General features: G+C 37.7%; 18 protein-coding genes. 9 read left to right on the top strand and 9 right to left on the bottom strand.

Features of this window, described 5'->3' with window-relative positions; genetic code table 11:
- Window positions 1–64: 64 nt before the first annotated feature.
- Window positions 65–448, top strand: a complete 384-nt coding sequence (locus BLT30_RS05540) for an HU family DNA-binding protein (protein WP_089872153.1) — start codon at window positions 65–67, stop codon at window positions 446–448.
- Window positions 449–799: 351 nt separating this feature from the next.
- On the opposite strand, the gene BLT30_RS05545 is transcribed toward BLT30_RS05540, so the two are convergent.
- The 5 genes from BLT30_RS05545 to BLT30_RS05565 form a co-directional block, all read right to left on the bottom strand.
- Window positions 800–1,954 carry a serine hydrolase domain-containing protein gene (locus BLT30_RS05545; protein ID WP_089872155.1) on the bottom strand — a complete coding sequence of 385 codons (1,155 nt, stop codon included), beginning with the start codon at window positions 1,952–1,954 and terminating at the stop codon, window positions 800–802.
- A gap of 186 nt (window positions 1,955–2,140) precedes the next feature.
- Window positions 2,141–2,698, bottom strand: a complete 558-nt coding sequence (locus BLT30_RS05550) for a helix-turn-helix domain-containing protein (RefSeq protein WP_089872157.1) — start codon at window positions 2,696–2,698, stop codon at window positions 2,141–2,143.
- 77 nt (window positions 2,699–2,775) lie between these two features.
- On the bottom strand, window positions 2,776–5,286 hold the full coding sequence (locus tag BLT30_RS05555) for a M1 family metallopeptidase (RefSeq protein WP_089872159.1): 2,511 nt from the start codon (window positions 5,284–5,286) through the stop codon (window positions 2,776–2,778).
- Between the two features lie 93 nt (window positions 5,287–5,379).
- A complete protein-coding gene (locus BLT30_RS05560; protein WP_089872931.1) occupies window positions 5,380–6,174 on the bottom strand; it encodes a thymidylate synthase in 795 nt (264 codons plus the stop codon).
- Window positions 6,175–6,332: 158 nt separating this feature from the next.
- Window positions 6,333–7,082: an SDR family NAD(P)-dependent oxidoreductase gene (locus tag BLT30_RS05565; RefSeq protein WP_089872162.1), complete on the bottom strand. Its 750-nt coding sequence runs from the start codon at window positions 7,080–7,082 to the stop codon at window positions 6,333–6,335.
- A gap of 228 nt (window positions 7,083–7,310) precedes the next feature.
- On the opposite strand from BLT30_RS05565, the gene BLT30_RS05570 reads away from it, so the two are divergent.
- The 6 genes from BLT30_RS05570 (at window position 7,311) to BLT30_RS05595 (ending at window position 14,424) form a co-directional block, all read left to right on the top strand.
- Window positions 7,311–8,615, top strand: a complete 1,305-nt coding sequence (locus BLT30_RS05570) for a TolC family protein (protein WP_089872163.1) — start codon at window positions 7,311–7,313, stop codon at window positions 8,613–8,615.
- 25 nt (window positions 8,616–8,640) lie between these two features.
- Window positions 8,641–9,894 carry an efflux RND transporter periplasmic adaptor subunit gene (locus tag BLT30_RS05575; RefSeq protein ID WP_089872166.1) on the top strand — a complete coding sequence of 418 codons (1,254 nt, stop codon included), beginning with the start codon at window positions 8,641–8,643 and terminating at the stop codon, window positions 9,892–9,894.
- Between the two features lie 146 nt (window positions 9,895–10,040).
- On the top strand, window positions 10,041–10,778 hold the full coding sequence (locus tag BLT30_RS05580) for an ABC transporter ATP-binding protein (RefSeq protein WP_089872168.1): 738 nt from the start codon (window positions 10,041–10,043) through the stop codon (window positions 10,776–10,778).
- A gap of 271 nt (window positions 10,779–11,049) precedes the next feature.
- Window positions 11,050–12,267 (top strand): ABC transporter permease, encoded by a 1,218-nt coding sequence (locus BLT30_RS05585; protein WP_089872170.1) that lies wholly within the window; start codon window positions 11,050–11,052, stop codon window positions 12,265–12,267.
- Between the two features lie 300 nt (window positions 12,268–12,567).
- Entirely contained in the window at window positions 12,568–13,593 is a 1,026-nt protein-coding gene (locus BLT30_RS05590; protein ID WP_245707119.1) for a sensor histidine kinase, read from the top strand.
- 105 nt (window positions 13,594–13,698) lie between these two features.
- Window positions 13,699–14,424, top strand: coding sequence for a LytR/AlgR family response regulator transcription factor (locus BLT30_RS05595; RefSeq protein WP_089872172.1), 726 nt, complete (start codon window positions 13,699–13,701; stop codon window positions 14,422–14,424).
- Between the two features lie 54 nt (window positions 14,425–14,478).
- Here the strand turns inward: BLT30_RS05595 and BLT30_RS05600 are convergent, their stop codons facing one another.
- From BLT30_RS05600 to BLT30_RS05610, 3 genes are all read right to left on the bottom strand, one after another.
- A complete protein-coding gene (locus tag BLT30_RS05600) occupies window positions 14,479–14,919 on the bottom strand; it encodes a hypothetical protein (RefSeq protein ID WP_089872174.1) in 441 nt (146 codons plus the stop codon).
- Window positions 14,912–16,345 (bottom strand): CCA tRNA nucleotidyltransferase, encoded by a 1,434-nt coding sequence (locus tag BLT30_RS05605; RefSeq protein ID WP_089872176.1) that lies wholly within the window; start codon window positions 16,343–16,345, stop codon window positions 14,912–14,914. The genes BLT30_RS05600 and BLT30_RS05605 overlap by 8 nt, the downstream gene beginning before the upstream one ends.
- Before the next feature lie 266 nt (window positions 16,346–16,611).
- Window positions 16,612–17,166 carry an L-threonylcarbamoyladenylate synthase gene (locus BLT30_RS05610; protein WP_089872178.1) on the bottom strand — a complete coding sequence of 185 codons (555 nt, stop codon included), beginning with the start codon at window positions 17,164–17,166 and terminating at the stop codon, window positions 16,612–16,614.
- A gap of 285 nt (window positions 17,167–17,451) precedes the next feature.
- Here BLT30_RS05610 and BLT30_RS05615 point away from each other — a divergent pair, with 285 nt between their 5' ends.
- Window positions 17,452–20,016: a TonB-dependent receptor domain-containing protein gene (locus BLT30_RS05615; protein WP_089872180.1), complete on the top strand. Its 2,565-nt coding sequence runs from the start codon at window positions 17,452–17,454 to the stop codon at window positions 20,014–20,016.
- Window positions 20,017–20,057: 41 nt separating this feature from the next.
- Window positions 20,058–21,227: a hypothetical protein gene (locus BLT30_RS05620; RefSeq protein ID WP_089872182.1), complete on the top strand. Its 1,170-nt coding sequence runs from the start codon at window positions 20,058–20,060 to the stop codon at window positions 21,225–21,227.
- A 78-nt stretch (window positions 21,228–21,305) separates the two neighbouring features.
- Here BLT30_RS05620 and BLT30_RS05625 read toward each other — a convergent pair whose 3' ends face one another.
- A complete protein-coding gene (locus tag BLT30_RS05625) occupies window positions 21,306–21,692 on the bottom strand; it encodes a hypothetical protein (RefSeq protein ID WP_089872184.1) in 387 nt (128 codons plus the stop codon).
- Between the last annotated feature and the right edge of the window lie 71 nt (window positions 21,693–21,763).

Genomic DNA, 21,763 nt, shown 5'->3' on the forward strand with positions numbered 1-21,763 from the left:
TTGATTAAAATTTATACTTTTATCTCATTCGATAAGATTAATTTTAATTTAAAAACACAAAAAGATGCCTATTAAATTCAATGTGATCCCAAAAAAGAATCCTCAAAAAAGAGATGAACCTGCAAAGTACTATGCCAATATCGTAGGGGATGGCAAGACCACACTTAATGATCTGGCCAAGCACGCCGGTGCAATGTCCACGGTTTCTAAAGCAGATATCCTTGCAGTATTGGAAAGTACTTTCTCCAAGATCGCCGAAGATATTGCAGATGGCAAGATCGTGTATGTAGGGGAATACTTCACCTTACAGGCCAGCGGTTCCAGCACAGGAGAAGAGAAAGAAAAGAGTGTTACCGCAGCCAACATCAAGAGTGTGAAAGCGGTCTTCCGCCCAGGAAAGATGATCAAAGATACTTTGAAGCTGGCAACCTTCCAGAAGAAAGCGTAACAGATATTGGATAACAACAAAAAGCCATCTCAAATGAGATGGTTTTGTTTTTAATTCCAATATTAAATAACCTGAATTTGGGATAAGGGATTTATTTAAATGATTGTATATCAAATACAAATGCACTATCAATAGCGTCGGGCTTTAGCCCGATGTAAAGATTGTAATTCAAAATCGGCTTCAGCCGAAATTTATGATAAGTTTTAGCTAAAGCTAATCTTCTTTTTCAATCTTTAAAATGGGCTAAAGCCCATTCCTATTGATATTATAAAACTTCTCTTATCCCGAATTCAGGTTAAATATTGCCATTATCAAGATGAAGTTAATAATAAGTCATTTTGAAAACACCCGTTAATTATCTAAATGACCAAGCCATACGAGAGGTGTATCGCTATCACCGATACAGGCTTTTAGAATCTGGTTGCTGGCTTTCTCAAAATTTTCACTATTGCTCATCAAGATCACTGCAATACCTTTTTCAGGGAAAGCTACTGCCAGATTTTGATTGGCCTCACCATGACCGGTATGAAAAAATCCCAGACCATAAGGCGAACGAAATAATCCAACGCCTAATCCCCAGGCCAGTTTGATGGCGTCATTTTCGGATGTCAGGCTGTCTTTCAGGGGTCCAAAACCACGTTTGCTTTTAATAAAGACCTGGGGGGATAACATTTGTTCGGAAAAGTGCTGTGACAATCCTTTTCTCATCATAAGCTGTGCGATGAACAAGGCATAATCATCCGCCGTTGTTGACATAGAGCCTGCAGCACGGCTACTCTCCCGCCTTTCAGATCCGTATTTGCTCCCATCTTTGAAGTAAGCGTAAGAGAAATTATTTTCAAATGCTTTTTCCCATACCATGCTGGTGTGCGTCATTTTGAGTGGCCCGAAGACTTCTTCCCTGGCAATGTTTTCAAGCTTTTTTCCGGTATATTCCTCTATCATGTATCCTAGCAGATTGATGCCTTCGTTAGAGTAATAGAAACGTTCCCCTGGTTTGGCGATTAGGCTTACTTTGTCATTGTACAGATGACGGAGTACAGGCATTCCGGAACTATGGTCCAGCAACATCCTTGGAGTTATCCGCTTAAATGCGACCGTATCCTCTGCCAGATCTTTCCATTTTGGGTATTCTCCGATCGGCCTTTTAAGATAAGTATATACAGGTCTGTCCAGATCTAATATACCTTTATCTGCCAATCGCAGAAAAATATATGCGGACACTGGCTTTGTGAGAGAAGCGCCATACATGACGGTACTGTCGTTCAATGGTTTTTTGTACTCTGTATCTTTATATCCCAAACTCGATACCCATACGAGCTTGTTTTCATTGATGATCGCTACCTGCAGGCCGGTAATATGGCTGCTGTCCACGATGTGGGCTAGTCTTTCCCGGAGCGTCTTTGTAAGGACATGTGTACCGTTGAGATGTTTGACCTGATTGGCCTGTTGTGAATAAAATACAGACACAAAGAAGATGAATGTGAAGATAAATAGTCTTTTCATGTTTAAAAATATTGAATTTTGAGACGCTTCAAGGGGCTTCTACTCATATTAGAAGTCACGGAAATCATTCGTACTTGCGTTATAGATCAGAGCACCTAGGAAACAAGTACAAAGCTAGTAAACAGGGGCTTGTATCCTGACGACAGATACGTGACACCTTTACGTCACCTAATATTTTAGAAGCATTTATCTCAGAAATGAAAAGCTCAGGGGGTATCGGATGGATTGTTTATTCACCGCTCTAATCAGATTGATGCAAGTAAGTACAAGAGCATAGATGTATATCAATAAGACCAAGGAAAAACCTATAGGAAATTCATAGACCATCAATACAATAGCGGGGATAAAAAGCATAGTAATGCTTATCTGGAAATTGATCGTCTCTTTGCCTGTGGAATCATATTCCGGAAGCTCATCTTTCTTCATCCACCACAGAACGGCCGGCAGGATAATATTGAGGATAGGAAAAAACAGACCTGCAAGAGCCAGGATCTGATACAAAGGGACGATTTTGCCAGGCTTCTTGATCTCTTCCAAAGTTAATGATGCTTCTTCAGGCTTCAAAAGATCTTCTGTCTTTACGTCCAGACATTCGGCCAAAAGTTTTAGCGTGGTCAGGTGAGCTTCCACCGTACCTTTTTCGATACGTTGGATGGTTCTGACACTCACTCCGGAAAGTTCGGATAACTGTTCTTGGCTCAGCCCTTTGTTTCGGCGGTAAGTTGCTAATTTGGAAATTGTCATGAAACAAATATATAAAAACAGACACTATTGATATAGTGTCTGCATATATATTAAAAATACGAATGGATATCTTGGATTTATTTAAACGCCTCTATCGCCTTGTTTATCGCCTCGATCTGCTGGTGTATTGTTGGGCTGTTCGGATTTGCTTTTAGTACTTCCATTTTTTTATTTAGTCCATCTTTCAGCATTTGACTGACCATCATTTTGATCTGAGGATTATCGGGCATTTGAGATTTGGCCTGTACAAGAACTTTAGTGATTTTCTCCGTAGCTTTCAAGTTATCAGAAGACATGATCCAATTGTAACCTTCTTCTGCAGACTTACCAAGTGTAGGATCCTGGAATTTGATAAAAGGGTAGAAGGCAACAGTTTGTCCTATCGCAGGCATCTGTTTTTCGATTTTATTCTTCACAATGATCGGAAGTAGCTTAGAGATCAACTCGTCTGATGCACCATTCAAATCAATGTTCTCGATAGAGGCCGCTGCCTTTGATGGATCTAATTCTGCAATTCCTGCCAAAGAAGAACCTTTTACTGCATTAGAAACAGCATTCAGACCTTTTTCATAAATAGAACCATACTTAGCATTTTTAGTTTTTGCTAAAGCTGAGATTGCTGCTGCCTGGACCAAAGTTTTTGGATCGTTGGTAGCCAATTTCTCTACCTCGGCAGTTAATGCTTTTGCTTGATCCGGATTACTCAGATCAAGCAGTTCCAGAGCTTGTTCTCTGATCCTGAAGAACGGGTCTTTAAGCGCAGCAGCCAATAGCTTGATAACCGCAGGGTTTTTAGCATCTGCCTCTTTAATTCCGTTTAAAGCATTGTATTTACTCTTGAATTCTTTTGAACCGGTAAATTGTAATAAATTTTGTTCCGGAGTTTTAGAATCGGTAATGTCAGCAACCAAAATGCCGTCTGCGTTGATATTGATAAGGTCTGGATTCTTCGAGGAATCAAAAGAAAAAGTATTCTTTGCTTTTGCATCTACCCAAACATTGAAACGCTTTGGCTTGCCATTATCATAAACATCAATTGCCAAAGGAAACTCGAAAGGCTGATCCTGGGACTGATTGATGACAACAGTTACCTGTTTTTTTACAGGCTCATAAGTAGAGGTGTAATTTAGTTTTGGGTGTCCGCTTCCGAAATACCATTGATTGAAGAACCAGTTCAGGTCTTTCCCAGACACTTTTTCGAATGATAATCTTAATTGGTGAGCCTCAGCATTTTGATATTCATAGGTTTTGAGATAATCATTCATTCCCGCAAAGAAGGCATCATCACCAAGATAATTCCTCAGCATATGAAGAATTCCGCCACCTTTCTGATAAGTTACAAGGTCGAAAACATCCTCACGAGAAGCATAATCAAACCTTATCAGATCTTTTTTGAAATCCCCGGGATTGTGAAGGTAATTACCTACATCTTCCATCTGGTGATAATCGGCCTGGTCTTTTCCATACTTATATTCGTTCCAAAGGTATTCTGAATAGTTGGCGAAAGATTCGTTAACTGTCAAGTTGCTCCAGCTTTCTGCGGTTACTAAATCTCCGAACCAATGGTGAAACAATTCATGAGCGATGGTATCTTCCCATTTATTTTCGTCAATCAATTGTCCCGGTTTTTGAAGGATATCACTTCCGTGTAGCGTTGCAGTAGTATTTTCCATTGCTCCGGAAACATAATCTCTACCAGAGATCTGTGCATATTTTGCCCAAGGATAATCGTAGCCTAATTTCTTAGAGAAAAACTCGATCATTTCCGGTGTGTTACCGTAGATCTGTTTTGCATAAGGTTCATATTCCTTCTCTATATAGTAATCTACCGGAATATTTCTCCACTTATCTTTCACGACTGCATATTCTCCAACGCCCATAAAGAAAAGATAAGTAGAATGTCTCTTATCCATTACCCAATGGTCTGTTCTCAGGTTTCCCGATTCTTTTTGGGAATCTTTTAGGATTCCGTTGGAAAGCGTGACATATTTATCAGGAACGGTCATATAGATCTCCTGAGTTGTTTTTTGGTTTGATTTGTCAATTGTCGGGAACCAAGCCGAAGAGGATTCTGTTTCACCTTGTGTCCAGATCTGTGTTGGCTTGTCCGGATCTTTGCCTTGGGCATTAATGAAATAAAGACCTTTTGCATCATTGATTGCAGCGCTTCCAGCTTGCTTCACTTCATTTGGACGAGCTGTATATTTGATATAGACCGTGTAATCCTGATTCTTTTGATAAGTTTTATCAAGCGTGATCTTCAGCTCATCATTTTTATAATCATATTTCAATGGCGACTTTGAACCGTTTTTATCCAAAGATACTTCGTGGATCAGCATTCCTTTTGCATCAAGGATCAGTTCGTTGGTTGGATAAAAGAAAGGACTTGCGGTCAACCATTCCTCGCCATTCATTTGTTCTTTCTGATAATCGAAATTGACTTTCAGTTTGGTATGTTTTAGCTCTGTCGTTTTGGTATGGGTTGCTCTGTAAACAGGATTTCTTCCCGAAGTTTCTGTTTGAGCAAAGATGGTATTTGAATTAAATATAGCACCCAGAAAAAGTGCAGCAATGAATATTTTCTTCATTTTATTGAATTATATCGTTGATTTATTTTAAAAGAGATAAGTGTTTGTTTTTAAAGGAATGTTACAAAAAAAAGCGGGAAATTCCCGCCTAATTTATATCGCCACCGGCGCCTTGATCCCAGGATGCGGGTCATAATTTTCCAAAGTGAAATCCTCAAAATCAAAATCAAAAATATCTTTGATCTCAGGATTGAGCTTCATTTTCGGCAATGCTCTTGGCGCTCTTGAAAGTTGTTTCTGAACCTGCTCAAAATGATTGTTATAAATATGAACATCACCAAAAGTGTGAACATAATCACCAACTTCAAGTCCTGTAACCTGAGCAACCATCATCAATAAAAGCGCATAACTCGCAATGTTGAAAGGAACGCCCAAGAAAACATCCGCACTTCTTTGGTACAACTGAAGTGATAATTTTCCATCAGCCACATAAAACTGAAACAAAGCGTGACAAGGTGCCAAAGCCATATTCGGGATTTCAGCAGCGTTCCAAGCAGAAACTATCAATCTTCTGGAATCCGGATTTTTTTTGATTTGCTCGATGACTTCAGAAAACTGGTCAACGACTTTTCCATCGGCTCCATTCCAGCTTCTCCATTGAGCTCCGTAAACTGGTCCTAAATTTCCGTTTTCATCTGCCCATTCGTCCCAAATGGAAACGCCGTTGTCTTTCAGATATTTAGTATTCGTATCTCCTTTGATAAACCATAGCAACTCATAAATAATAGATTTCAAATGAACTTTCTTTGTTGTAACTAAAGGGAACCCTTTGGACAGATCGTAACGTAACTGGTAACCAAAAACACTGCGTGTTCCTGTTCCTGTTCTGTCGGTTTTATCGGTTCCGTTATCTAAAATATGCTGAAGCAGATCAAGGTAGTTTTGCATTGCGAAAAAATTATCAGCTTCAAATTTAGAAAAAACAAATCTTAAAATCTTCATTTCAAACTTAAAGTTATCCATATCAATACGATTTCGATTTTCTATCATAAAAAAAAAGCATTCACTTTTAATGAATACTTCAAATAATTTTATTTTTCTAGATCTTAAACCGCCGTATAGCCACCGTCAACAAGATAATAACCTCCCGTCATAAAAGACGACTTATCAGAACTTAAGAAAAGAACCAATTCTGCGACTTCTTCCGACTTTCCAAGTCTTCCCATCGGGTGTTTTGCGATCAAAGCTTTTTTATGTTCTTCATCAAGCTGATTCAAAAGCGGCGTATCAATATAACCAGGTCCAACAGCATTACAACGGATATTTTTTTGTCCGTATTCCGCACCAATGTTTTTCGTTAAACCAACAACTGCGTGTTTTGTTGAAGTATATGCTGAAGAAAGTGGCGCCGCAACTGTTCCGTGGATGGATGCGATATTAACGATAACACCGCCGCCGTTTTTCTGCATTTGGGTTAATTCATATTTACATCCGTAAAAAACACCATCAAGATTGATGTCAATTACTTTCTTCCAACCATCCAAAGAATAATCTCCGGTTTGATTAGCTTCACCACCAATTCCCGCATTGTTGCAGGCAATATCCAATCTTCCGTAAGCTTCAACGGTCGCATTTACAAGCGCTTCAACTTGCTCTGGATTTGAAGTGTCTGCTTTTACAAAAGTCGCTTCTCCACCTTCGGACTTGATTTGTTCAACTACTGATTTTCCGTGTTCTTCATTGATGTCGGAAACGATAACTTTTGCGCCTTCTTTAGCGTATAATTTTGCGATAGCAAGTCCAATTCCTGAACCTGCGCCCGTAACCAAAGCTACTTTATTGTCTAGAATTTTCATAATAAATGAAATTTTAATTTGTTTATTGATGCTCTATTTAAAGCAAAAATGATGCAAAGCAAATGGGTCTGACAGTTAATTATTTCTTAAATGTTTCACATTGAATCAATGGTGAAATTTCTCATCGAAACAATTTTGACTTTCTTCTATAAAATCCCTCGGTTCGTCTATTAGATTTGATATTATTTTCTATATGGAACAACTTTGTTCCCGTAAAACGGACGAACAATGCAAAAATATCTCATCATAACGCTTTTCCTCGGAATCCTTACTCCGGCTCAAAAAGTATGGACACTTGAGGATTGTCTTGATTACGCTGTGCAAAATAACATCACCGTAAAGAAAACGGTTTTGGACAAGACGACCGCATCGTTGAATTATCAACAGCAGAAGAACAACAAACTTCCGACAATTTATGGGACAACTTCTTTGGGTTTGACGAATGGTTCCAGCATCGACCCTATTACGAGTTCATTTGTGAATCAGAATATTTTGTCAAATAGTTTTGGTTTAAGTGGAAATATGACGATTTATCAAGGGAATAAATTGAATCTTCAAATCGAACAGAACAAAATGATTCTCGACCAGTCCTCATTATATCAGAAACAAGCTGAAAACAATATCGTTCTGAATGTTCTGAATGCTTATCTCCAATCTTTATATTATTATGAAGGCATTGAAAGTGCAAAATATACAGCAAGTTCTTCCGCTCAGGAATTGAAACTGACTCAAACCAAATTTAAAAACGGAGCAATCTCAAAATTGGACTTGGCAGATGTTGAAACTCAGGATGCGCAGAATCAATACACGGTTGTGAACAGCGAAAACCTTTACAACCAGCAGGTTTTGAAACTGAAACAATTATTGGAACTCGACCCAAGTGTTGATTTTCAAATTGAAAAAATAAAACTGACCGATTTAATGGAATCAATTCCGGACAAGCAACAGGTTTTTGCTAAAGCGATAGAAAATCTTCCGGATTTGAAAATTTATGATTCCCAAAACGAGATTCTTGCAAAAGCACTTCAAATCACAAAAGCTGGTTACAAACCGACACTTTCTGCAACGGCAGGTTTGAATACAGGTTTTACAAGCACTCAGGATTACAGTTATTTAAATCAAATTAAGAATAATTTCAATAAATCAGTTGGTTTATCTCTGAACATTCCGATTTTCTCGAAAAAGCAAAATGACACGAATGTCAAATTAGCTCAAATCGATATCGAACAGAATAAACTCGATAAAATCAGTGCGAGCAAGACTTTGTATTCATCCATCGAAACAGCTTGGCAAAACGCCATCGCGAATCAGGCTCAGCAAAAATCTTCCAAAGTAGCGAGAGACAATGCGAAACTCGCTTATGATTTGGCAAGTAAAAAATATGAATTCGGAGGTTTGACAACAACGGAATTGGCTGTAAGCAGAAACACTTATTTGACGAATGAACAAACTTACCTTCAGTCAAAATATATGTCGGTTTTGTACACTCAACTGCTGAATTTCTATCAAGGAAAAACATTAACTGCCAATTAAAAATAACAGGAAAAACATCAAGATTATGAATCCAAAATATAAAAAATACTTCAAAAATTCTATTATCGTTCTTGTTTCGGCGATTGTTATTTTCTTCGTTTACAAATATTTTACAACAGAAAAAACGAGCAATATAGCAGTTCAAACGGTAAAATTAACGAAGCAGAATGTTACAACCTCAGTAACTGCGACCGGAACTGTAGAACCGGTTGACCAAGTAGATGTGGGAACGCAGGTTTCAGGAATTATCAATAATATTTATGTTGATTATAATTCTCAGGTTAAAAAAGGTCAGCTTTTGGCAGAATTGGACAAAACCAATCTTCAGGAATCTGTGAACAATGCTTTGGCGCAATACAATGCATCGTTGAACGAACTGAATTACTACCAGCAAAACTTTAATCGTCAAAGTAATATGTTCAAATCCGGAGTGATTAGCAAGGCAGATTACGAGCAGGCTTCTTATCAGGTTAAAAATTCTCAAGAAACCGTAAGCCAAAGAAAAACAGCTTTGGCACAGGCTAGAACCAATTTGAGTTATGCCAATATTTACGCTCCGATTGACGGAATTATTTTGAGCAGAGAAGTGGAAGAAGGACAAACTGTACAGGCAAGTATGACGACGCCAACCCTTTTCACCATCGCAAAAGATATTACCAAAATGCAGGTGGAAGCGGATGTGGATGAAGCAGATATAGGCGGAGTAGAAGTTGGTCAACGTGTGAGTTTCACGGTTGATGCCTATCCTCAGGAAGATTTCAGCGGTCGGGTTCGTCAGGTTCGTTTGTCAGCAACTACAGAATCGAATGTTGTGACTTACACCGTAATCATCGACGCAGATAATCCTGAACAAAAATTGAAACCAGGATTGACTGCAACCATCACAATTTTCACTCAGGAATTAAAAGATACCAATACAGTTCCGGCTTCGGCAATCGCTTTCAGTCCTGATAAGGAAACTTTGCAGAAATACTATCAGCAAAATCAAATCACGGCAAAAATTCCTGAAATCAAAACAGGAAAAAATAAAGAAAAATACATTTGGATTAAAAATAATGACGGAAGTCTTTCCCAGAAACAAATCACAATCGGAATCAATGACGGAATCAATATTCAGGTTGTCAACGGACTTTCAGGAAACGAACAAATCGTAACCTCACTAGACGAACAAACAGAACCTGTAGCAAAATTTGAATCCGACGGAAGCAGTCCGTTTATGCCAAAAAGACCAAGCAATAACAACAAAAAATCAAGTTCAAACCAAGGTCCACCGAATTAAAATTTGTCTTAATTAAATTTCTCGCAAATCAAGCAGATTCAGCAGATTTCCAACAAGGAATTTATTTAAAATCTGCAAAATCAATTAAATCTGTGAGAAATTAAAAAGTCTAAAATCTTGGTTCTTGAATCTAAAAATCTAAAGATATGAAACCCATCATCAAAATAGAAAACTTGAAACGCGAATTCAGAATGGGCGACGAAATCGTTCACGCTTTGAAAGGCATCGATTTGACTATCAACGAAGGCGAATTTGTGACGATTATGGGAACCAGCGGTTCGGGAAAATCAACATTCCTCAATGTTTTGGGATGTCTAGACCAGCCAACTTCAGGAACTTATGAGCTGGACGGCGTTTTGGTAAAAGATTTAAACAAAAACCAACTTGCGGAAATCAGAAATACCAAAATCGGATTCATATTTCAATCATACAATTTATTGGCTAGAACCAGCGCGCTGGAAAACGTAGAGTTGCCTTTGCTCTACAATTCCAAAGTGTCTGCGGAAGAGAGAAGGGAGCGCGCTGTGAAAGCCTTGAAACAGGTCGGTTTAGAAAGCAGAATGGGACACGTTCCGAGCCAGCTTTCCGGCGGACAACAGCAGAGAGTTGCGATTGCGAGAGCCTTGGTCAATCATCCGATAATCCTTTTGGCAGACGAGGCAACAGGAAATCTCGACACTAGAACGTCTTATGAAGTGATGAATCTTTTTCAGGAACTCAATGACCAAGGAATCACGATTGGATTCGTAACCCACGAGGACGATATTGCGAGATTCAGCAAACGAACCGTGATTTTGCGAGACGGAATCATCAAAGAAGACAAACAGGTAAAAAACCGACTGATTGCCAAAGATGAATTAATAAAACTTCCAAAAACAGAATGAATATAAAACTTATTCAATTATTATATTAATCAACAATGAAGAGGAACTAATGAAGTTAACTTTTTGCAAAACCGAAATGCAGACGAAAATGAAGATGCAATGAAGAAAGCAAATGAAACCGAAAATGAAAAGACAATGAAGAAGCTGGTTTTGCAAAAAGTTTTTTAAAATAATCATATAACCCGAAGGGTTCAATATCAGTAGCCGTAGGTGAAACCTATGGAATCCAATATGAAAAATCACGAATTAAAAATGTGAAAAAATAATCAAAATGAATTTCACTAATTTATTAAAAATAGCCTGGAAAGCCATTCTCCTCAACAAAACCAGAGCAATGCTGACAATGCTCGGAATCATCATTGGTGTGGCTTCCGTGATTGCAATGTTGGCAATTGGAGAGGGTTCCAAAGAAAGCATCAAAAAGAACATTTCAAGTATGGGCGCGAACCTCATCACGATTCGTCCAGGAGCGGGAATGATGGGCGGAGTTCGTTCTGACCCTTCTGCGATGCAGACTTTGACTTTGGCAGATTACAATGTTCTTAAATATCAAGCCAAACTCATCAAAGAAATTTCGCCTTTGGTCAACGGGAGCGGACAAAGTATCGCTGGTTCCAATAACTGGCCAACTTCAATTTATGGCACTTCTCCAGAATATCTTAAAATCCGAGATTGGGGCGTAGATGAAGGCTCTATGTTCACAGAAGACGACATCGAATCGTATGCGAAAGTTGCCGTTATCGGGAAAACTGTTCAGGAAAATCTCTTCCCGAATGAAGATCCGATTGGAAAAATGATTCGTTTCAAAAATATTCCGTTCAAAGTGATTGGTGTTTTGAAAGAAAAAGGCGAAAATACATTTGGGCAAGACCAGGACGATATTATCATTGCGCCTTACACAGCGGTTCAGAAAAGGATTTTGGCTCAGACCTATCTTCAGTCGATTGTGGCTTCTTCTCAAAGTGAGGAAGATTCTGAAAACGCAGTGAATGAAATCAAATCCATTATGGAAAATCAGCACAAGATAAAACCTGATGAAGACAACGATTTCAACGTTTCTTCTCAACAGGAAATCATTTCAATGTTCAGTTCAACCAGCGAAATGCTGACGATTCTTTTGGTTGCGATTGCAAGTATTTCCTTATTGGTCGGCGGAATCGGAATTATGAATATTATGTACGTTTCCGTAAAAGAACGAACCAAAGAAATTGGTCTGAGAATGGCGATTGGCGCAAAAGAAAATGATATTCTGATGCAGTTTTTGATAGAATCGGTTTTGATTTCCATCACAGGCGGAGTTCTCGGAGTTTTGATTGGCTTGATTTCTACATTTTGTATTCAGCAATTTGCAGGCTGGCCGGTAAGTGTTACTGCGAGTTCAATTGTGATTTCCTTTGTAGTTTGTACAATTACAGGTGTGTTTTTCGGTTGGTATCCTGCGAGAAAAGCGGCGCAGAGTGACCCGATTAATGCATTGAGATACGAATAATCGTTGATGGTTTTTGGTTGATAGTTGTTAGTAATTTTAAAAATGAAAAAGAATTATGCTGGAAAAAATTTTAAATTCACTTCTTGAAAACTTTCACAAATCCAATATTTTTAAGGGTTTGAATAAATTCAAGTTTTAAAAAATCAACAATGTGTCTGAATTTATTTAAGTTATTTTCTCGCTGATTTAACAGATTTTTTAAATGACAATATTTGAAAATCTGCGTAATTTGCATAATCTGCGAGAGCTTTTAACAAATTTAAAAAATTCTAATCTGCAATTTTTTAATCTAATTTAAAAATGATAAACCTTAAAAATAAAAACCTCGAAATCAGCCTTCATCTTTTGATTTGGCTGGTTTTGTTCTTTCTTCCTGCGGCGTTCACCATTGGTTCGGAGACGGATTGGAGTGCAATTTTCAGACACTTTTGGTTGCAGTTGTTTTTCCTTGCGATTATATTTTATCTCAATTATTTTATCATTGTAAAATGGCTTTTTGAAGATAAGAGATTGTGGTTTTTCACATCCAATTTTTTACTGCTTGTCATACTTATCGTTGTTAAAAGCCAGATTTTCGAACTGCTTGAGCCAGACCGACCAAAAATGTTGGGAAAACGTCCACCAGAAGGGATGCGTTATTTTTTCGATTTCCTTATTTATCTGATTCCTGTCGCGTTTTCGATTGCTATTAATGCCAGTAAGAAAATGCAGAAAGCAGAAGAAATGAAAATCGAGGCTGATAATATCAAACTTCAATCTGAACTTAAACATCTGAAATATCAATTACAACCGCACTTTTTCTTTAATTCGCTTAATAATATTTATTCCTTAATTGATTTTGATTCCGAGAAAGCGAAACAAAGTGTCCACAGCTTGAGTAAATTGATGCGACATCTTTTATACAAAACCGATGTTGATAAAATCAGCCTTTCAGAAGAAATTGATTTTTTGAATAAATATATCGACTTAATGTCATTAAGATTGAATGACAAAACGAAAGTTTACACCAATTTTCCATCGAAAATTCCAAGTTTGGAAGTTGCTCCGTTGTTATTTATTTCGATTGTGGAAAATGCTTTTAAACACGGTGTTTCTGCGACTCAGCATTCGGATATCAGTTTTAAAATGGAAATTGTTGAAGACGAAATTCACTTTACAGCTTCCAATTCCAATTTTCCCAAAACCGATACAGACAAAAGCGGTTCAGGAATTGGCGTCGAGAATTTACAGAAAAGACTTAACTTGCTTTATCCTGAAAAACATGAGTTTCATTCCTGTCTGAATGACGGGATGTACATTGCGGAAGTAAAATTGAAAACAAAATAGTTAGAGTTTTGTCATTCCGAGGAACGAGGAATCTCTACATTAATAATTAGATTCTTCACTACATTTCATTTCGTTCAGAATGACAATATTCAAAAATAATCAAAAATGAAAAAAATAACCTGCCTAATTGCCGACGACGAACCAATGGCGTTGAACTTAATCGAAAGTTATGTTCTGAAAACACCTTTTCTGGAACTGAAAGCCAAATGCAACAACGCCATCGAAGCAATGCAGGTCTTGGAAGAACAAAAAGACATCGATTTGTTTTTTCTCGATATTCAAATGCCTGATTTGACAGGTTTGGAATTTTCAAAACTGCTTCCTCAAAATAGCAGAGTGATTTTCACAACGGCTTTTGACCAATATGCAATTGATGGTTACAAAGTGAATGCTTTGGATTATCTGTTGAAACCTTTTGATTATAATGAGTTCCTAAACGCTTCCACAAAAGCCAGAAATTATTTTGAATCTCAGCAATCTGTTTCAGTTACAAAACCGGAAAGAAAACAAGAATTTTTCTTCGTAAAATCGGAGTACAAACAAATCAAAATCAGTTTTTCTGAAATCCTTTATATCGAAGGTTTGAAAGATTATGTGAAAATTTATTTGAAAGATAATCCAAAACCAATTCTAACTTTGATGAGTCTAAAAAAACTCGAAGAAGAATTGCCTTCGGATAATTTTATGAGAATTCATCGTTCTTTTATCATTGGTCTCGACAAAATAGAAGCGATTGAAAGAAATCACATCGTCATCGGAAAAGAACAAATTGCAATTGCTCCAAATTACAAAGATTCGTTGATGGAATATATTGGAGGAAAGAGTTTATAAATTCCCCTCCTTTGGAGGGGTGTCAATTCGCCTAAGGCGAATTGACGGGGTGGTTTATAAGATATCCACAATCCTCTGATTCATATTATTCAAAGAAAAAACGTCATCTTTCTGTTTCCCGTTCATCACTTTTGCGAGCGGAGATTCCTGTGAAATACAGATGATTTTTTGATTTTCAAAAGTGATTTCGCCTAAAGAAACAGAAATGAAAAACAAACCTTTTTCCGTCTTTACAATCGCTCCTTTTTCCACTTTATCAGAAGGTTTTGGCAGGACAGTTTTAAGGAAATCCTTTTGCTTCAAAATCTCATTCAACTGAACTTGTAAGTTGTTGATTTCCTGCTGCAGCATTTCTCTTCCGGTTTCGTATTTGTCGCCCATTGAGCTTTTTGTATCGTTGCTGGATGCACGGGTTTCTGAAATTAGTTTCTCGAAATTTTGGATTTTTTCGGAAAGCTTTTGTCTAATGATTTTTATTAATTCTTCTTTATTCATTTTTAATTACCAAAGTCAATCCCAATTTCTCAGCTTCATTGATGACGAATTCTCTTGCTTCGATCTTATCATTTTGAATCTCGCCTTCCAAAATCGCTTCCTTCACTTTTTCTTTAAGAATTCCTATTTCTCTGCCAGGATTTAAACCGAATAATTCCATGATCTCTTCTCCTGAAATTGGTGGCTGGAAATTACGAACCTGGTCCTTTTCTTCAACTTCTTTGATTTTCGTGGCAACGTATTCAAAATTCTTTTTGAATTTGGCTTGCTTAGAATAATTCTTGGTCGTGATGTCGGATTTGCATAATGTAAATAAATCTTCCAAATCTTCCCCAGAATCGAAAAGCAAACGTCGCAGCGCAGAATCCGAAGCGTCATCCGTAATCAACGCAATTGGCCTGGCGTGCATTCTTACGAGTTTTTCTACGTATTTTTGTTCCTGTCCAAGCGGAAGTTTCAACCGCTTGAAAATTGATTTTATCATTTTGGAACCCAGAAATTCGTGACCGTGAAAAGTCCAGCCTATTCCTTCAACAAATTTTTTCGTCGGCGCTTTTCCGATGTCGTGGAGTAGTGCTGACCAACGAAGCCAAAGTTTATCCGTATTTTCAGAAATATTATCTACAACTGCTAATGTGTGGTAAAAATTATCTTTATGCGTTTGTCCATCAATATCTTCGATACCTTTTAATGCTGTTAATTCGGGAAGAATATATTTTAAAAGTGAAGTTTCTTCTAATAATTTTAATCCTTTGGAAGGTCTATCGGAAAGCATTATTTTATTAAACTCCACCATAATTCTTTCCATCGAAACAATCTTCATTCGTTCCGCTTCGTCTTTTATGGCTTTCAAAGAATTTTCTTCGATTTCGAAATCCAAAGTTGTGGCAAAACGAATGGCTCTCATCATTCGCAAAGGGTCATCAGAATAAGTTTGATGAGGTTCCAAAGGCGTTCTCAGAATTTTATTGGACAAATCCTGCATCCCACCAAATGGGTCAATCAGTTCTCCGAAATTATCTTTGTTAAGGGAGATCGCCATTGCATTGATGGTGAAATCTCTCCTTTTTTGGTCGTCTTCCAAAGTTCCTATTTCCACCGACGGTTTTCTCGAGTCCTCACTGTAACTTTCTTTTCTGGCACCTACAAATTCCAGTTCCAGTTCTTTATAACGAAACATCGCCGTTCCATATGTTTTGAAAACCGCTACTTTTGTTTTCGGGTCAATTTCCTGGGCGATGCTTTCCGCAAGTTCTATCCCGCTGGATTCTGTAACGAAATCGATGTCGGTCGGTGCTTTTCTTTGCATCAGCAGATCTCTTACGAATCCGCCAACTGCATAAACGGATTGTCCGTTTCTGTCGGCAACTTCAGAAATGATTTTGAAAAGTTTAAGATTTTTATTTTGGTTTAAGTTTATAAACATTACTAAAATTAAGAAATGAAATCCTTATATATAAGGACTCCTTTATTAAGGTACAAAGATAATTGTTTTTAAAGTTATCGCCTTGTTTATTGAAAATCAGGACTTTTTGTCTTTTTTAGCTTGTTTGAGCTATTGAAAATCAGACATTTTGCTATAAAAATAGGAGCGGTATTCTTTTTGAGATTATGGTAAATACAAAAAGTAGTTTTTTTTCATAGTTTATTTTTCCGGCGGATGGTCTTGCAAGAGCTCATCCGCTGGTTTTTTTATTCACGAAGAACTTTGATTTGATTATTATTCCAGACTTTGATGACGGACGAACCGGAAAATTCCGAGATCTTATCTTGATTGTCTTCTACAATATGATCAACCGCACTTTTTATTTCCTCAGAAATGTCACTGAATTTCATTGGTGATTTTTGTCCGCTAAGATTTGCAGAAGTTGAAACCAATGGTTTATTGAGTTTTGAGATCAGTTTTTTGCAGTAATCATTCCTTACGATTCGGATTCCGACGCTTCCATCTTCCGCCAACAACTCTTTGGGAAGATTTTTTGGATTTTCATAAACTATTGTTACGGGCTTCTCACTGAGGTCGATGATTTGCCAGGCCATTTCCGGTACATCCACCAGGTCCTGTAGCCTTTTTTCGGACTCGACTAGTATAATAAGAGACTTATTCGGTTCCCTTTTTTTGATTTCGAATATCTTTTTGATCGCCTCCGGGTTGGTTGCATCACAGCCAATTCCCCAGATGGTATCTGTAGGGTAAAGTATAGTTCCGCCGGATTGTAAAATTTCTATTGCTTGTGTAAGATCCATTTCGGTGCAAATTTTGGGGAAAATCAAATATTAATGACTGTTAAGGTTGTTAATGTCATGATTTACAGTTGTTTGTTTGTTTTTGTGTGATTTGGCAGATAAAATTATCTATTGCAAATTTAACAAATAATGAACAGATTTTTAAAAAGTATTAACCTGTTAAACTTGATTTAACATAATCTCTGTTTTCGTAATGCTTAATTAAAGAATATTTAAAATTTCACATACATTCGGATTGCTTTCCATATCATTTCTTTGGCAACGAAGAAAAAAGGAAAGTAAAAAATGAAAGCAAAAACTATAAGCATCAGTGCTTTGTTTCTTTGTATGCCGATGTCTCTTTTATTGGCACAAAATACCCAGGATACACTAAAGGGTGAGAAGAAGATCGACGAGGTGAAGATCATCGGTAATTCTAAAAAAGGTAGTGAGTCAAACATCATCACCACTCAGAAAAAAGCAGTAGAAGTCATTGAAAGGGTTGGTTCTGTCCAACTTGAAAAGCAAGGGATTGGTGATGTTTCTGTGGCGGTTACGAAAGCAACAGGTTCTCAAAAGCAAGAAGGAAGTGGACAGATCTTTATCCGTGGACTTGGAGACAGAAACAATTCGACAACTATCAACGGTCTTCCAATTCCATCCAACGACCCGATGTACAAGAATCTTGATCTATCCATTATCAAAACGGATATGATAGACTTCGTAGGTCTGGAAAAAGTTTATCAACCAAAACTATGGGGCGATATGTCTGGAGCCAATGTTGATATAGTAACCAAAGTTTACACAGGAAAACCATATTTCAAAGTCAATTTAGGATCTTCTGTCAATACAAATGCAATTCGTAAAAATAATTTTTACCTTCAAGACGGTCCCGATTATTTTGGATTCAAGCAGATCAACAGACCTTCCAACGCTCGATTAGCGACACAAGGCTACGCATTCTCTACATCTTGGAACAACAAGGAGAGATTGACGCCAATAAATTCTAATCTGGGAGTTGATTTCGGAACTAATTTTAAAATCGGAAGCCAAGGCAGACTGAGCATTTTTGGCTACGGATCTTTTGACAACGATTATACTTTTGTAGAAGGTACCATCGGTTCATCTTACAACAACACAGGTTCTGCATTGAAAGACCTTTACGGACAAGAATACAGATACCTGACCAATACGACTGGCCTATTGAATGTCAACTACAGAATCAATCCTAATCATTCTATCAATTATAGTTCTAATTACATACACACGACCGAACAAAAACTTGGAAATTACAGCGGATACATACGTGATGTGAATGAACTTCTAAATGAAAATCAGGAAAGAATCGAGGTTGCAAATCTGAGAAGAGCTTTGTACAAGACCAATGATCTTTTCATCAATCAGCTTCGTGGTGAGCATAAATTGTCTGACCCTTTAAAAATCATTTGGAACGTTGGTTACAACAGATTGGACAGCAGAAGACCAGATAGACAGCAGAATATCTCTGTGTTCAATACAGAAACTGGAAATAACTATTTTGCTAATAGTAATCCTGGTGCAAACCAAAGATACTTCGATAAGTTAATAGAAAACGATTACGTAGGTGATCTTCATGCAGAGTACAATTTTTCAGATGACCTAAAAGTGACTTTAGGCTACAGCGGAAGGATGAAGGACAGCGATTTCCGAGCATATCAGTACAACTTCAGGATTCTTCAGCCGCAGGGGAACTACTATTTGGATCCTCAAAACTACGATGGATTCTTTAATTTGAATAATTACAGCACAGGAAATCTCTTTCAGATCTCAACATTTTGGGGTGATATCAAAGATCCTCAGCAAGCTTTAAAACCACAATATTACCAGTCCAAATTGTTCAACAACGCAGGTTATGCGAATATAGAGTACAAGTTTAATGATAAGTTTACAGGACAGTTAGGTCTTCGTTATGATAACTTGGATCAGGAGATCACCTACATGACAGCGATCTTCTCGAATGGCGGGATTATCAATAAAAATTATTCAAAACTACTTCCATCACTTAATCTAAAGTATGCTGTAAATGATAAGAATAATCTAAGATTTTCAGCGTCCAAAACTTACACTAAACCACTTTTGATAGAGCTTGCTCCGTACGAATACGAAGAAATAGATGAGTTGAGTTTTGGAAACGTGGACTTGAATCCTGCAGACAATTACAATGTGGATTTGAAATGGGAATGGTTCCCGAACAGAAGTGAGGTGATTTCCGTAACTGCTTTTGGGAAATATATAATTGATCCTATTGCCAGGGTAACTGTTAACTCATCATCCAACTCGGTTTCGTTCGTCAACACTGGAGACAGCGGGAGGGTTTTCGGGGTAGAAGCAGAGGTGAGAAAGGATCTTTATCAGGTCAACAATACACGTTTCTATACATTCCTTAATGCTTCATATATCAATTCGCAACAGGACTTGAACAATGATAAAGTTGTTGCAGAAAATCCAAACTCCAGGGTTTCTGTAGATTTTATCAAAGATAAAGACAAGATGCAGGGTGCATCAGATTTCCTTGCCAACGTGAATTTAGGTTGGGAACAAAAATGGGGTGATAAGAACGCATTCGATTTTGTACTTTCTTACTCTTACATTTCAGACAACATCTATGCATTGGGATATCAGACCAAAGGAAATATTGTGGACAAATCGATCAATACTTTGGATGCCATCCTAAAACTGAAGTTTGCTAGCGGATTAGGGATATCATTTACTGGTAGAAATCTTATCAATCCAGATTACAAAAGAGTCCAGGCCAACGATAACGGTGATGTGACGGTAAGAAGTTTCAAAAAAGGAATGAATTACGGTGTAGGATTCTCCTACGAATTTTAAAGGATCAAAAAAATAACTTATAATAAATAAATCAAAAAAAAATGAAAAAGTCTTATTTAAAATTGATTGCGGCAGCATTCATTATTTCAACAACAGCAGTATCTTTTGTAGCTTGTAGCGATAACGATGATGATGAGATCCCAGTAGTATCGCCTACAGGTATTGCTTCTAATCCAAATGATTTCAAAGGTGAAGTGAAATCAGGCGAAACAGTAACACTTGATGCTACTAAAGTTTATAAAATTACAGGTTCAGTTATCGTACGCGATGGTGGGAAATTGGTGATCCCTGCAGGAACAAAATTAGAAGCTTCAGGTGGTACCTCAGCTTTTGTAGTAGTTGAGCAAGGTGGTCAGATCTTTGCAAACGGTACGGCTACTGCTCCAGTAGTTTTCACATCTCCTGCTGCAACTCCAGGAAGTTGGGGTGGTGTAGTACTTTGCGGTAGAGCACCTATCAACAAAGGAACTACGGCAACTTCAGAAGTTGGTAATGCGACTTATGGAGGAACAGTTGCAAATGATAACTCGGGATCTTTGACATTTGTTAGAATCGAGTACGCTGGAGCTATCTTCACAGGTGAAAAAGAATTCAACGGACTTTCTCTTTTTGGAGTTGGTAACGGAACAAAAATAGACAACGTTTCTATGGTAAACGGTTCTGATGATGGTATCGAATTCTTCGGAGGAACAGTGAACGTATCAAACATTGTATCTTTTGGAAACGAGGATGATGCTTTTGACTGGACAGAAGGGTGGAACGGAACTGCAACAAACATCTACGCAAAAAGAAGAGCAAATGGTGTCGGTAACAGAGGGATTGAGGCAGACAACAACGCAAACAACAGAGATGCGAATCCAAGATCGAACCCAACCATCAAAAATGCAACTTTCATAGGATCTACTTCTGGGGAAGCGGACGGAATGAAATTGAGAGAAGGGACTTACGCTTCAATTGATAATGTTGTATTGTCCAACTGGACTACAGGAATCAATGTAGAGCACGATCAGTCTGTGGCTTACTTCAATGGAACTAACAAAATCACGAAAGTGAAATTTGATAATGTAGCCACAAAAGCATCTGTTAAAGCAACTTCGGGAAGCGCAGCTGCTACATTATTGCCAAACACTTATACAGAGGATGCTTCTGCAACTGGTGCTGGAAACGGAACATCTACGCCAACTTGGGCTTCTGGATGGGCAGGATTATAAAATTTCTTTTTTCTTCATATCAAATCAAATTTATTTGAGCCCGCAATTCATTTGCGGGCTTTTTTTGCCTAAATTAATTTAGAATTTAATAGGAGTAATGTCAGTTATGATACTACCAGTGGCGGACATATTTTTACTCTTGGCGGTTGTAATATTACCTTTGGCGACTATACTTTTATCATTGGCGTTGACAAAATTACCGATGGCGAATATACTTTTACTCTTGGCGATTATAATGCTACCAGTGGCGGACATACTTTTGCCATTGGCGTTGACAAAATTACCGATGGCGGACATACTTTTACTCTTGGCGGTTGTAATATTACCTTTGGCGACTATACTTTTATCATTGGCGTTGACAAAATTACCGATGGCGAATATACTTTTACTCTTGGCGATTATAATGTTACCAGTGGCGGACATACTTTTGCCATTGGCAATTATAATGTGACCAATACCGATCATAAAGTGGGCACAGTCAGTAAAATATATTTGGATCCTAAAATGTGAGAATGAGAAAATCTGCCCCAATCCGA

Source organism: Epilithonimonas hungarica (assembly GCF_900102265.1).
GTDB classification, from domain to species: Bacteria; Bacteroidota; Bacteroidia; order Flavobacteriales; family Weeksellaceae; genus Epilithonimonas; species Epilithonimonas hungarica.

Bases quoted from the DNA above. Each gene is read 5' to 3' on its own strand.
- BLT30_RS05540 (WP_089872153.1), top strand. From the start codon at position 65: ATGCCTATTAAATTCAATGTGATCCCAAAAAAGAATCCTCAAAAAAGA.
- BLT30_RS05545 (WP_089872155.1), bottom strand. From the start codon at position 1,954: ATGAAAAGACTATTTATCTTCACATTCATCTTCTTTGTGTCTGTATTT.
- BLT30_RS05550 (WP_089872157.1), bottom strand. From the start codon at position 2,698: ATGACAATTTCCAAATTAGCAACTTACCGCCGAAACAAAGGGCTGAGC.
- BLT30_RS05555 (WP_089872159.1), bottom strand. From the start codon at position 5,286: ATGAAGAAAATATTCATTGCTGCACTTTTTCTGGGTGCTATATTTAAT.
- BLT30_RS05560 (WP_089872931.1), bottom strand. From the start codon at position 6,174: ATGCAAAACTACCTTGATCTGCTTCAGCATATTTTAGATAACGGAACC.
- BLT30_RS05565 (WP_089872162.1), bottom strand. From the start codon at position 7,082: ATGAAAATTCTAGACAATAAAGTAGCTTTGGTTACGGGCGCAGGTTCA.
- BLT30_RS05570 (WP_089872163.1), top strand. From the start codon at position 7,311: ATGCAAAAATATCTCATCATAACGCTTTTCCTCGGAATCCTTACTCCG.
- BLT30_RS05575 (WP_089872166.1), top strand. From the start codon at position 8,641: ATGAATCCAAAATATAAAAAATACTTCAAAAATTCTATTATCGTTCTT.
- BLT30_RS05580 (WP_089872168.1), top strand. From the start codon at position 10,041: ATGAAACCCATCATCAAAATAGAAAACTTGAAACGCGAATTCAGAATG.
- BLT30_RS05585 (WP_089872170.1), top strand. From the start codon at position 11,050: ATGAATTTCACTAATTTATTAAAAATAGCCTGGAAAGCCATTCTCCTC.
- BLT30_RS05590 (WP_245707119.1), top strand. From the start codon at position 12,568: ATGATAAACCTTAAAAATAAAAACCTCGAAATCAGCCTTCATCTTTTG.
- BLT30_RS05595 (WP_089872172.1), top strand. From the start codon at position 13,699: ATGAAAAAAATAACCTGCCTAATTGCCGACGACGAACCAATGGCGTTG.
- BLT30_RS05600 (WP_089872174.1), bottom strand. From the start codon at position 14,919: ATGAATAAAGAAGAATTAATAAAAATCATTAGACAAAAGCTTTCCGAA.
- BLT30_RS05605 (WP_089872176.1), bottom strand. From the start codon at position 16,345: ATGTTTATAAACTTAAACCAAAATAAAAATCTTAAACTTTTCAAAATC.
- BLT30_RS05610 (WP_089872178.1), bottom strand. From the start codon at position 17,166: ATGGATCTTACACAAGCAATAGAAATTTTACAATCCGGCGGAACTATA.
- BLT30_RS05615 (WP_089872180.1), top strand. From the start codon at position 17,452: ATGAAAGCAAAAACTATAAGCATCAGTGCTTTGTTTCTTTGTATGCCG.
- BLT30_RS05620 (WP_089872182.1), top strand. From the start codon at position 20,058: ATGAAAAAGTCTTATTTAAAATTGATTGCGGCAGCATTCATTATTTCA.
- BLT30_RS05625 (WP_089872184.1), bottom strand. From the start codon at position 21,692: ATGATCGGTATTGGTCACATTATAATTGCCAATGGCAAAAGTATGTCC.